The following is a 13,633-nucleotide window of genomic DNA, read 5'->3' on the forward strand; positions in this document are numbered from 1 at the left end:
TTTGCAACTAGAACTGTTTCGTCTTACATTACGACGCAAAGGTACACTTTTTCCAATACAAAAGTGTAATCTGTGTAGTTTATTCTCGGATATTTGGTGAAAAGGCTGAGAAATAGTCGGACAAGATCGTCCTGTCAAGTGACGAAAAGCCTGTATTAAGGCGCATCTAGGTCGAAAAAGAGAATCCCCACGTAGGAAATCGAAAATCCCCACGTGGAGAAGAAAAAATTCTTCGGAAGAATGAAATGAAACTTCGGAGGAATGAAATGAAACTTCGGAAGAAATGATTCGCATCCACGTGGAAAAAGAAAGATAGCCACGTGGGGATTTGATGATTTCCACGTGGCTATTTCTATTAGAGGTGTACTGGTGATAGAGTAACCCGCTTTGCACGGTTCTCTTTAGCCACTCTGTCAAGAGGGCTCTCTGCTAGTCACCGATTATTGTCAAGGGGACTTGCCCCTGTCTAGATCTTAAGTCGCGACTACTTGTGATCACTCACGAGTCATAAGCTTGTAAGTGATGCCGTTTAGTAGCAGTATGTAGCATTTGCTCGGCTCAAGTGTGAGCTGGCTCATAGCAGGGTAATCACCGTGAGCCACCATCGTACCATCTACTGTGTAGAGTGTCAGAGAGCTATGGTCCGTAAGTATCAACTTGACTCCATCAATTGTGTAGGCAGGCGCTGTGACGACATCTTGCAGTGATGTGATTTGGCTTACCTTGACATTGTCTACCTGATAGGTTGTGGTTCGCTTGCTTTGAGAGCTATCATCGCCTTCGTACTCGAAGAGGATGAAGCTATTGCTGATGCCCTTAGGCAAGACGATAGTCTCTGTGGTAAAGTTGTCAGCATATCCCTGCTCAGACTCCGTGGCGGTGAATGTCTTAAGCTCCTTAGTCAATTGTCCCTGAGCATCGTAGAGGCAGACTTTGAGGGTTGCACCATTGCAGAATCCGCTCTTGAGGTCAAACTGCAGCTCGTACTCCTTGGCAGCGTCTATCGCTACAAGAGGCGTAATAAGTCCTACGGTCAGTTGCTCTCCACTCTTAAATGCTGAGAACTGGGCATACTGATTACTGTTGTACTCCTTGATAATCCATTGGCGAGTACCGACTAGTGCCTGTGAGCTCCACCCCTCGGGTAAGGAGCCCGACTCAAAGTCCTCATTGAGAGAGATAGGTGTTGCCGTTGTGTCAAAGTGGTAGGAGGCTGGGGTCGGATCATCGTCATCATCGCCCTCGTTACCCTCTACGGTAGCTAGTACGGGAATCGCGAGAGATGCCTCGCCACTCTTCACTAGGATCTTGGTTGTAAATGATCCCGACTTCTTAGCATCAAAGGCGATTGTTATATCTCCACCCTCCTTGGGTAGGGTCGTGGGGCTGATGGTAAAGCCTTCATCACCCTCTAGCGATATAGTCATATCCTCGCTTAAGTCCTCTCCAGTGAGCGAGATCTGATACTCATCTCTCTCTCCAACGAGAAACTCTCCAAAGTCCACACGAGACTCACTCGCCTTGATGCTACCCGATGAGGGCTGGTCGCTCTCAGCATACACCTTAACATTGTCTAGTCGATAAGCCGTCGTGCGTTTTAGGCTCTTGTCGTCACTGTCCAGCCCCCTGTACAAGAAGGTGATAAAGCTATCATCACAGCCTGAGGGCAACAAGATCTCCATTGGAGTGAAGTCATCCCTCCACAGTACATTGTCGGTGTGGGAGAGTGTCGTGAGCTCCTTGACAACCTTGCCCGCCTTGTCTAAAAGTAGGACAGATAGCTCAGCTCCATTGGCAAAGCCCCAGTTGTAGTCGAAGGATAGCGTGTAGCTCTTTGTCGGATCCATATCGATCAGAGGTGTCGTTACGGCCGTCTCGACCTCTACACCTAGACCAAAGGGATTGATCTGTAGGAACATATTATTGTTGTAATCTCGAACCTCCCACGCTAAACGACCTTTGAGAGGAATCTGACTCCACCCCTTGGGTAGATTGTAGCCAGAGTCGTCCCATCCGTATGGCTCAAAGTCCTCATTGAGAGCTTGCGGAGTCATAGTGACGTTCACATTGTAGGGATTAGAGGGGTCCAAACCACGTCCGTAGAGCATAATCCCCTCATAAAGATCTCCAGCCGTTGCGGAGAGAGAGGCTGAGTGACTGCCGCCCTCTGTGGGATGATAAGTGATGACCAGCTCACCACCCTCCTTAGGTAGGGTGGTGGTGCTCAGGGTAAATACTTTGCTGCTGTCAGTGAGTGAGAGCTGTATGTCCTCAGGGAGGTTGCGCCCGAGGAAGGTGATAGTGTAGGTGTGATCCTCGTTGATCGCACGACTATAGAAGTCGTAGCTACTTACGGAGGCGGTGAGCTCTTGCTCAGCGTTGGCAGGCTCTATGACGATGTCATCGATCTCGTAGGTCGTGGTCATGATAGGTCCTTGCGTGTTGTCGTCATTGCCGATGTACTCAAAGCATATATAGCCTGGCTCTGTCGTGTCAGGTAGGTAGAGTGTGTGCTCATCCCAAAAGGGAGCCCAGTCTGGATGACTTTCTTTGATGAACTCCTCGAGGACTTGTACCACATTGCCATTGCGATCGAGTAGTTTCGTCACGAGCTTTGCTCCATTGGCATAGCCTGTATGACTCCAGAAGTTTAGCTGATAGCCCCGCCCCTCATTCGCAGGGAACTCAATCAGAGGGGATACGAAAGCTGTGGTACACTTGCTCCCCGATTGGTAAGCTGTCATACGTAGAGCCGTATTCTCGTCAAAGGTCTTAAGGACCCACTGGCGTGATCCCTCTAGAGATACATTGAGCCAGTCAGTAGGGAGTTGCCCATCTTCGAAGTCTAGATCTATCGTCGTGCAGGCGATAGGGGTGGCTGTCGGATCTACTCCGTAGGGATTGCTCTGAGCGTGTGAGGAGCTCAGTAGTCCTAGGAGTAGTAAGGTGAAGAGGTAAAGTCTTTGTCTCATAGTAAAGTGATAAGGTTTATGATGATCAGGCTTGATGATGCGCAGTCTCTATCTAGAGCGCACCACAAGGTACTGCCCACTAGAGCAGTTGCGGAGACAAAGGTATGCTGATGATGTGAAGGGACTGTTACTACGGGTGCAATCTAGTACTAAGGATCCCCCCATGTCGTAGAGTTATGGAGTCTCTATTGATAGCTTTTCGTACATTTGACATCGCAAAACATTATCAACTAGCTCCCTATGGAAGTCAATACTCCTCCTCCTTACGAAAGCCGAAATGAGGAGCAACAGGACAAGCCAGTTACAAATGACTATGTCCAGAACGTGGTGCCGAGTCCGTGCAAGAACCTTCTAGGGACGACGGGCTTTGCCTTGTCGTTGGTCGCCCTAGTCGTAGGTTGGTTCCCCGTCGTAGGTTGGATTGTATGGGTCTTAGGAGCCATCTTCTCTACTATTGGCATCTTTCGTAAGCCACGAAGTCTAGCCATTGCAGGGGCCTGTATCTCTTTCTTTTGGCTTATAATCTTCGTCCTAATCTTCGGCGTCTTTATGACGGCGGTTGTGGCCGATGGCTACGCTAATCCCTAGAGAAGCGAGATGCCCGATAGCTGGTCGTGGAGCTGTCGCAAGACGAGGAGCGACTCGGGTCCCATATTGAAAAGCAGGTCGAAGATACTGAGATTGGCGACGAAGCCGAGCGACCCGGCGAAGACTTGGTAGTACGGAACGGAGGCGATAGCCTCTTCTGTCGCTGTGCTGGCGGTGGAGATGGGCGGCAGGAGCTGTGAGCACACGTCAGCTGAGGTGCCGACATATTGCTCCGTCTCTTGCCACTGGTAGGGATGGTGGATGAGTTGGCAGATGCGCGAGATGAGCCGTTGGTTGTGCTGATAGAGCGATGTGGATCGGTGCGCTTTGTCGAGGTAGAGTGGCACTAGGTCGGGAGCGTAGTACTCGTAGTAAGGTGATGCGCCGTAGCAGGTCTCTATGGTGTACCAGTGCTTGTGTCGCCAGTTGTCATGCTCAGCGATCTGCACCGACTGGATAGAGCACTGCTGTGAGGAGCCCGCGAGGACGGGGATAGAGAGCTTCATCACCCCCTCGGCACCTACGATGGCGCAGCGATTGCGTATTGTCCGCTTCGGGGGGGAGGGAGGGGTTCCTTTCTCTCTGACAACAAGAGTGTAAATCAGCTACTGTACTATTAACAGTCTTTATCTCGTCTCAAATTATTGTCTAAGAAAAGATTTCAAGGAGAGAGTTTTGAACCCAAGAATTTTCGATTTGAGCTGTAATCCATTGTCCGATGTTAGCATGATAGGGTTTTGATCTTTATATTTTAATGCTACTGATATAATCATGTTATCAGGTGAACGCTTGTCAAAGTCTTCTGGCAAGAGAGCGGTGTTGGCAAACTCGTAGATAATCTCATGTTGTGTCTCGTTGTTCAGATTACGAAGAGCTTTCTCTGCATTGCGTTTACCTTCGTCACTCAACTTTATCTTCATCTTATCGAGTTCATCTGTGACCTTGGCAGACAAAATGATAGGATATTTCTTATCAATCTTACTGATGATGTCCGGACAATTTACAAAGACATTCGTGTCTATGATGTAATAGTTCTTCTTGTTCGAGCTTAGCTCTTTTTTAGTGCGTTCAAACTTTGATAAGTCAATCTTTCCGACTACTTTTACTCCAATTGTTGGAGTAGAAACTTCTGATTTAGTCGTTTCCTCCATAGTTTGGCTTGGTTCTGTAATTTGAGTGGCTTCAATCTTGTTATTGGGAATAACCTTTATGCCTCCATCATACTTGTCGCAGTTATCAATAAATTGTAAGACTGTTGGTGATACTGTATGGAATTCGTGTAAAGGGATGTCAGAAATGATGAGTGTGGTGCTAAGCGAACGGCTCGTTGCGACATTGAAGCGACGGTCTTCAAGCGCAAATCCAGGGTTGCGCCCAGGGATATAAAAAACTGCATAATCAACTGTCATGCCTTGGATCCGATCAATGGTCTCAATGGTTATGTCCAACTCTATGTCAGATGTGCAAAATCGTTTTTGCAACTCTTTGACAGATTCACGAAATGGTGTAATAATCGCCAATGATCGTGTTGGATAATGACTCTCCATCGTATCAATCACACTTTGGATGATTAGATTTGCTTTATCGGAATACACCCCATTGCGAGCATCAAAAGTACAATGGTATATGACACCTCCTCTAGTTGGAAAAAGAGGACTATTAGCATCTGAAAAGTCAAGGTATTCTTTCTTTACTGACACAAAGCGGTTGCCGTAGAAAAGCTTGGTAAGAGTAGCTGAACGACTTGTAAGACGAAATGTCGTAATAATACGATATGACGTAATCTGAGACCCTAACGCCACCGTTTTTAATCCTTCCACTTGAGTTGAGATATTCCACGAATTATATTGTGGATTGTTTAGTTTCACAATAGGTGGCAACTGCATAGGGTCGCCCACAATCAAGCAATTTATGCCTAACTGCTTAAAAGCCACGATAGTTGTAAGGAAGGCCTGAGAGGCCTCTTCTATGACTACTAGATCATATTGTGGTAATCCGTACAGGGCCTTCTTCTTCTCACTATAAACGCTCGCCAATTGATAATTTGTGGCACAAAGCAGTTCGCCTCTTGGAACTTGTAAATCAGCAGTAGCCTCTTTTATTCCAGGTACTTGCTTTCGCTCGTCAATAGAGAGGTTTGTCTTACTGACACGGCCTTGCTTGACATGCTTCTGGAGTGGCTTCTGTTTAATAAGCTCTATGAGACCTTTGTTCGCCATAGTGGTGACACAAACAGCTTTACTAGCATCAAGGTATGAAGAAATAATCGACGCTATGGTATAACTCTTACCAGTGCCTGGAGGACCTTGTACGATACAGCAATGTTCATTGGCGAGTGTATCTATGATAGTGTCAGAGATACTTGTTGGCTTCTGCTCATCAAATGCAAGTTCCTCGGGATCCCACTCTTCATAATTGATAGTTGGTTCAAGGTTAAGTTCCTTGTTTGAAGAGAACGCATCTATATAGTTGGATAGGTCGCGATAATACTCTACAGGAGGAAATGGGTTGTGAACTATAAGTGAAAGACTTTTACCATCAGCCAATGCCTTTGATAATATGTCATACAACTTAAAGCTAAATCCAGAGCATGCAACATAGTCATAATCGGGGTCACCAGTATGCATATAGTACATCGGGGTCATGTCAGAACCGGGAGAATGGAAGTCCTTATTGCTTACGAACTCCTCCCAGCGGCATGTCCACTCTGTAACGTGCACACCTAATGCCTGCTTTGCACCTTTCTTTATTATGCACACACCTTTTTGGACTTTCAAGCGAGGAGCCATACAATGGGGGCATTTAAGGATAATCATACCTGTCTCGCTCTGAATGGAGTCTACATAAGCAAGAGACAGCTCGCCTTTTTTGAACAGGTCTCGCATCTGCAAGCGGTTTATCTTTTGTTGCTCCTCGATTGCCTCCTTTACTTGGTCTGCAAAGAATGACTTATAGTTGGAAAGCTTGATATTGTCTGTCATAATCAGTAGTCGTTGTCGTCGTAATCATCATTGCCGTCCTCTGCTTCTGCCATAGCACCAACATAGTGAGCGAATACGGCATCCATATTTGTACGTGAAGCAACACGTATTAAGGTATACGCAGTACCCTTGACACCTTCGAGCAATCCTCCGTAGAGAGCCTTGATGACAGCCACTTTCTCCTTACCGGTAATCTTGATAACAACATCGTCTTTTTCTACGAGTTTCAGGAATTCCTCGGCGTTGTTGATGAAGTGGAAATTCTTGCCTTGTCCATCAAGATAAACGCAAATACTCCACCTACCATTGACTACGTTATTCCATACTGAGGGAGAAACGTACATTACGCCACGAGCCGCACTACAAGTATGAATGTATCTACCATCTTTAAGTTTGTGTACAGTTACATCACTCGCATTACGCACGAACTCTTCCATCGTCTCCTCAGGCTCTGCATGCATCTCATTTTTGAGGTTCTGGTACAGACGCAACTGAGCAAGATAGTTGGTGTCGGCAATCTGATCTGGCTTGATGTTACATTGAGCCAAGAGGTCAATTTCTTCCCTTGTTGGCCGTAATGACTCAAGTTCGAGAGGTGTACCATGCGAACGAAGACGCTCAATTTCCTCGTGGGTGAAATTCTTCAGATGCTTACGAGTGCGAGGCTTGTAAGGTCTGTCTCCGACTGGCTGATAGTCCTTATCCTTATCAACAGACCCCATGTAACCATTTCTATCAGGATCGTAATCTTTATGAGGCTTATTCGAAGGAGAGTGAGATGTGCCAGAAGTTTGATTCTGGGCAGACCTTGCTTCCTCCTTATCCGTCGTGTCAACATCATCGTCAACTTCTACATCTTCCGTTTCATCTACTTCTTCATAATCATCGTTATCAATTTCACCTTCATCAACCTGCTCGTAAGTATCATACTGTTCAAGATCATCATCTGCCTCATCCTCTGTTGTAGATGAAGTTGCATAACCAGCAGGTGAGTCTGTACGTTGCTGTTGTAGACGAGAGTCAGAAGCAGGTCGCTGCGATTCGGCTTGGGTAGGAGCTTGTGATGTTGGCGTTGTTTCTGCATCATCTTCTTCTTCAACTTCTGGCTCGTCTGCAGGTCTTGCCATTACATCAGTATTTGAAACGGATGGATTATCATTCACGCTAACGACTTTTGTTGAGTCAATTTGCGGGTCTTCTGTTAATGTGTCGGCCGTTTCTTCTGTAGCGAGATTTGCAGAATCATTCGTAGTATCACTATAGTAGTCTGTTTCGGTATCGACAGGTTCTGCTTTCTCCGGCTCTATATTAATGGTCAAACCCAAGGACTTAAGACAAGCGCGGAATTTTTCATCGTATGTGAGTGAAGAGCAATACTTTTCGATGCATGCTTCTACAGTAACACTATCATCAAGAACGTCTTCACATACATTATCATACACGTCAAAACCTACCAGTTGCTTCAATCTACTACAGAACTTTGTAAAGGTACGATTATGCTTCCATGAGCTTACATAATAAAGGTGGTTGTCATCGTTATAGATACGCTCCACATCATTATGTATCGTGTCATAACCTAGGTCTATCCTTTCACATACAACAAAATGATACTGCGACAGCTTTGTATTATAGCGTTCGTAGAGTTCTTGAAATCGAACTGGGTTCTCGATAGCCGACAAGATAAGCAGACGAGGTCTAAGTATGGCAACCATCTCCTCAGTTTCATCTTGTTTGCCTATAGGTGTTGCCACAAAATCAGAACTTGTCAGACATTTTATCTTCAGCATGTCGCAAACTTTCACAAAGGGATCACTGTCTGTTGGAAATGCGCTTGTTCCCATAACAAACTCATCACCACGGAAGATGTTCCTTTCCTGCGTTGCATCTGGATGAATAGCATAAAGTTCCGTAATATGCTTCTTCTGCCCCTTGCCATTACGCCATTCTGCAGTTGGCGTTTTACGATAGTTGTCAACTAATGTCTCATCTTGATTAGGCGAAGAAAGCATCCAATTTATCACAGTTTTACGGAAATAAGACTCCTTATCTCTTGGATGTGTAACCCGTGCAAGGTAGTAAAGGCAATCTTCAAAAGAGAGAGTTTTAAGGAAGTTGATCTTTTCAAATAATTCGCGAGCATCACGATTATCAATAGAGTCGATGATCGCTTTGCAAGGAACCTTCTCTTGCCATTGAGGTGCCTTGGCACGAACAGCATAACCAGCTATGTGAGGTGCATACAACAACTCCGGCTTCTGGACAGAATTCTCTGTTGGGATGCATACAACATTATTGAAGGCCCCTTTCTCTATCCAAGTTTCGTATTCTGACCAGCGACGAGAGAAGCATTCTGCCCAGAAGTAGCATGCAAATGTGCGATTATCAAGGAACTTCAAATCATCAAGCGTCATATTCTGATGCAAGCCTTCTGCTTTGAAGTATGACTTGATGATATCCTTATTATCCTCAAAGATATATGCGTCAGAAAGATATGATAGCTCTGCCACACCATTCCCCTCAAAGTCACACGTTGGAGAATAAGCAGATCCAAGTGTCAGTTCATTAGCAAACTTGTAGGTTGTCTCTGTAGACTTTACAAGATATTTGATCTGTTTCCGAAGGTCCTTGTCGATGTTGTACTCATTCTGTATTTTGGCAACCTCACGCACAAACTGGATATGAATGTCGGAAATACTACTTTCATCGTCAGCAAATTTAGCAAGATAATCCTTCACCTTCGCTTCAATCCACCTTTGCTTTGTAGTGATAAGATTGCGATTATTGTATTCCTCAGAGATAAGCAGTAACAACTCTTTGTTTTTCTTCGCGATGTCTGGATGCACCTCGTCGGATAGGGTAATATACTTGAATGGTTCAGAAATAGAGGCTTCATCCACATGAACGATTAAGGCTTGTTTGAGAGTCTTATACTCGCCAGATTGAGTGCGTACTCGAAGTTGGACAATTTGCTGTCTTCTTTCTTCCCAGTTGTCCTTTAAATCCTTTAGATGCTTGGTCATCATCGCAATAACCGAATCCAAAGACTCTGCCTCAAGCGAAGCAAGATTAGGCAGAATGTCAGAGAATAAGATGTCCTTATTATCAGATTTAAGACCTAATGTCTTGAAGAGCTTCAACCACTCCACCTTCTCACTCTCGTTGTTAGTTCCAATGTATGCTGAAGACACAAACTTGGCTGTCTTTACATATTTGGTTACTAAATCCTCTATCTGTTCTTTTTGATATGAGTCAGAGATATAAAGCGATGTGTTGGCAGTTATGACATCGTTTGTGTCGAGCAAAGGAATCGCCTCGAACTTGTCAACCGCAGCAATCTGCTTTTGGTTTGTTTTTACCCAACGCCAGAAATCAATGTTGTTTGCCACATCGTTTATTGATTGGCGCAAGTGTGCACTCCGTGCGAGAATGTCGGTTATCGCATTGATGTCAAATTTTGCGATCTTAAAAAATTGAAGTACATCTTGTGAGAAGTCATCTGTGTAGCTCTGAGCGAGTACAACATACGTCTTTGGGCACCAGGCTTTTTCATACAGTGTTTTAGCATCTTCGTTATATTCAAGATACTGGATATCTGCTTCTCTTGATTTTATTACGCTTCCATTATAGGCAAGCAACGGCATATCCTTGATGTTGTTGAAGCTCATACTGCCATCAAAAATCCTATCTGCATCTCGCTTCAAATACTTCAAGAAGGTCAGCATCGTAGCTTCATCTACAAGAGTAGGGTAGATACCCTCCTTATTCTTGATAACAACATCTGTAAAGAAAGATTTGTCCGTAAAAGTTTTTACACCAAACTGCTGACGCAAGAATGACTCCAATTTCTTTGCGTCTTCCTTTTCATAGCCATCAAAATATGCATTCGAAAGCGCATACATCATACTTTCTTGCATCCATATATGACTTATATTATCTGCATAGGAGCTATTCTGTTCGAGTGCCTCTTGATTGAAGTAGCGCACCTTATCGTTACAAAGGTAAATATCGTTGCCCTTAATATCAGCACAAAGCAAGACGTAATCTTTGAAACTGTTTCCTTTCAGCTCTGCATCACCATGAAACACGTAATCAACAAAAGCCTTGTTGGCTCCATAGTTATTCTCTATAGTAGCATTAACTTTTGCTTGGAAATTAGTATCGCTAACAATTACATCAGTGATGAATGATTCCGTAGTGAATTTCTTGAATCCGAGATAATCAAAAATGGTGGCTAGCTTCTCTTTCTCTTCAACAGACAAGCCCTCAAAATAGATGTGAGACAGAATGTTGACAATATTATCGCCCATCCAAACTTCTTGAATCAGGTCGTAAGCATCGTCATTGAAGAAATAACGATAATTGGTGTAGTCGGTGCTCACTTTGCCATCCTCTGTGATATATGGGACTTTTCTGCCATCAGCCTTTAGATTCACATCATTTGCTGATAGGTAACGATAGAATGCTACCGAGTTCTCTGGCACGGTGAGCCGTTCCATGGCATCTTTATCGGAAAGAATGAAAGTAGTAATCATTGAAGCTGCAGAGAATGCCCGGAAATACTCATCAGCAAATGCCTTCCAGTTGCAATCTTCTTCAAAACTAATTCTTGAAGCATCGCAAAGATGTGGAATAAACCTGCGCAGAAATCCTATTCCACTACAATTAGCGTCGAAATCATAGTAGAGACTTCCTGCTGTAAACAAATTGCCTTTGTATTCAATAAATATATTTTTCTTTGCAAACTCGTTTAGTTCATCCTCACTCAACCAATGTCTTATAAATCGTGTATTGTTCTCGGGAACTGTCAACCATGTCTGGAAATTAGTTTCCTCACATTTCTTTACAACAGCATCAACCTTTACATCAAGGCTTGAAGGAGAATGCTTGTACAAGAAATCCATGAATGCCTCCGATTGTCTTAACTCATCAACTGGCAAGGAGTAGTCACCCAACTCCATAAGAATTATGAAGTCTTTGTCAGAAATGACTCCGTTCGCTGTCATGCCAGTCATGTCGTTAATAATATTGTCGATGCATTCAAAGGTTTGTTCACCATTCTTGTCCACGCATGGAACAAAAGGCTCTTCTTTTATGAGCTTTTCAAATTCTTCCTGGAACTCCTCTATAAACGTCTTATACACGCGTCTCTTCTTGCACTCATCAAAGTCTGGGATAAGTGCAAAGATAGAGTCAAGGTCGTATTTTTTGCTTTCAATAAGTTGCTTGATCCAATAAAAGAACTGTTTACCGGCAATACGAGCAATAACGTGATTGAGTTCGATGTCCTCAATATCATCACGTTGGCCATTTGGCACCATATCGGTGTTCATTAGGAAATTGAAGCCCCAATCAGCACGCTTCGCTGGAAGGTAGCAATACAATATGGCATCATCAACGGGCATTAACTTGCGTCCGTCTTTCCTGCAGGCAAACTTTACCGCGGTCTTACGGAAGTTTCTATACTTCTCTGGGATTTTCTCATAACCATCAGAACGAAGTGAATCGGGATTTGCTAAAACATCGTTTATCTTATCGGTGATTTCCTCTGGTATATCATCAACAAGAGCATCCGAAACACACCAGTCTTTATTGTCTTTTTCGCGTATAATCGGCTCTTGCTTACCTTCAATAAAGATGCTTACCTTCTTGATGTTTGGGATGAATAATATGACACGTTCTGAGTCGAACACATCTGTGAATAAATCGACATAGTTATCGTCTCTATCTTCGTCCATTAGTATTTCCGCATCTCTTGGTCGAAGTGCAAACTTCACTCTAAACTCATCATTAGGATGCCGGAGAAATATCGACTTTATATCAGGGTCTATTTTATTATACTCTGTCCAAATAGGTAGTATCTGCCATGGGGTGTTGATCACATCAGTAGCTGACTTGTCAAATCTAAAAGAATACTTACCTGAGTTTAGAAGCACGTAGTCGCTGTCAAGGAATACGGTCTTAAAGCCAATGCCTTTATATCCAATGACTTCTGAATTGTCTGCCTTTTCGCCATCATTTATATCGCAAATGGCTGCAATGTTCTTAGGATTGAAATAGTCGCCCGTATGCTGGAATATTAGATACCGCTTTGTAATATGAAATTCCACTTCAACAGGTAAGGCTTGATACTCGTTATTATTAGTACGACGAGGATAGTCATTAGCATTCTGCAAAAGCTCATAGATGAACACTTCTTTGCCACTCTGTGTGAGCTGCTTTTTGAGAGTGTCTAGTGAACGAACAATCTTCTTCGCGGCACCTGCAGGATAACGCATTATGCCATTGTAAAGGCTGCTCACAATCGCTTTCTGCCATACTGGCGTTACTTCTTTGTGCAAGTCAATACCAAACTTGAAAGGATCTGTCTCAAGTAGCACCCATGTGAATTTGTAATAAGCAAAACGCTTAAAGTCTTCATCGCTTCTAAATGATATTGATAGATTTTTGATGCCACGTTCCTTGTCCTCAATCTTTATGAAGTCAGTATTACGGATGTCTCTTATCGTGTACCATCCTTCATGCTTTTGTGGTGCAAACTGACCAATAAACTGATTGTTTTCGAGACGCAATCTTCGTTTGACACTTTCTGCAGCTTTTGAATTTGCATACGTAATGCCCTTGCGTTGAGTGTTATGTCGTTTTGACTCTTTTATTGGATGATCCTGCATATTGTATCTTCGTGAATGATTTATTCTACTAATCCTTTAGGTGAAGTCTGGAGCAAATTTGATACTTTGAAGATTGTATCGAGACTTGGTCACTTGCGACTACACAACATAAGCGTTGGTAATACTAAGACTAACACCTCAGCTAGTTGGCTCTATGGGGGCTGTTTATCTCAGTACTGACCACAAAGATACAAACTTGCAACAAGTCTGCTCTCTTTTGAGATTTGTACACCTTGGTGGCAACTATCTGAAACTTCTACGCAGAAAATCGAAAAAAATTCCATATGGAGGTTGGCGAATTTCCTCGTGGGGATCATCCTTTTCTAAGCAAATTCGTATCGTTGGCTTATGAGGGATTCTAATTTATAGTGGGCAGTGTGGCACTCCTCCAGCATCTCAAAAGTGGGTGTTGGCCTCAAAATAG

The 13,633-nt window shown here is 43.8% G+C and carries 5 protein-coding genes; 1 reads left to right on the forward strand and 4 read right to left on the reverse strand.

Annotated features, from left to right (window positions below):
- Positions 1 to 494: 494 nt before the first annotated feature.
- The gene (locus Q2J34_RS05595) at positions 495 to 2,972 is read right to left on the reverse strand and encodes a choice-of-anchor J domain-containing protein (protein WP_300969502.1); all 2,478 of its coding nucleotides are present in this window, start codon (positions 2,970 to 2,972) and stop codon (positions 495 to 497) included.
- Positions 2,973 to 3,212: 240 nt separating this feature from the next.
- Here Q2J34_RS05595 and Q2J34_RS05600 point away from each other — a divergent pair, with 240 nt between their 5' ends.
- The gene (locus Q2J34_RS05600) at positions 3,213 to 3,560 is read left to right on the forward strand and encodes a hypothetical protein (protein ID WP_298887838.1); all 348 of its coding nucleotides are present in this window, start codon (positions 3,213 to 3,215) and stop codon (positions 3,558 to 3,560) included.
- Here Q2J34_RS05600 and Q2J34_RS05605 read toward each other — a convergent pair.
- From Q2J34_RS05605 to Q2J34_RS05615, 3 genes are read right to left on the reverse strand one after another with little or no spacing between them, the layout of a single operon-like run.
- Complete coding sequence (locus tag Q2J34_RS05605; protein ID WP_306424757.1) at positions 3,557 to 4,165, reverse strand: WbqC family protein; 609 nt, start codon at positions 4,163 to 4,165, stop codon at positions 3,557 to 3,559. The genes Q2J34_RS05600 and Q2J34_RS05605 overlap by 4 nt on opposite strands.
- 36 nt (positions 4,166 to 4,201) lie before the next feature.
- Positions 4,202 to 6,541: a PIN domain-containing protein gene (locus Q2J34_RS05610; RefSeq protein ID WP_298887836.1), complete on the reverse strand. Its 2,340-nt coding sequence runs from the start codon at positions 6,539 to 6,541 to the stop codon at positions 4,202 to 4,204.
- Positions 6,542 to 6,543: 2 nt separating this feature from the next.
- Positions 6,544 to 13,209, reverse strand: a complete 6,666-nt coding sequence (locus Q2J34_RS05615) for a sacsin N-terminal ATP-binding-like domain-containing protein (protein ID WP_300969503.1) — start codon at positions 13,207 to 13,209, stop codon at positions 6,544 to 6,546.
- Positions 13,210 to 13,633: the final 424 nt, after the last annotated feature.

The sequence above is a fragment of the Porphyromonas vaginalis genome (assembly GCF_958301595.1).
In the GTDB taxonomy this organism is placed as follows: domain Bacteria; phylum Bacteroidota; class Bacteroidia; order Bacteroidales; family Porphyromonadaceae; genus Porphyromonas; species Porphyromonas vaginalis.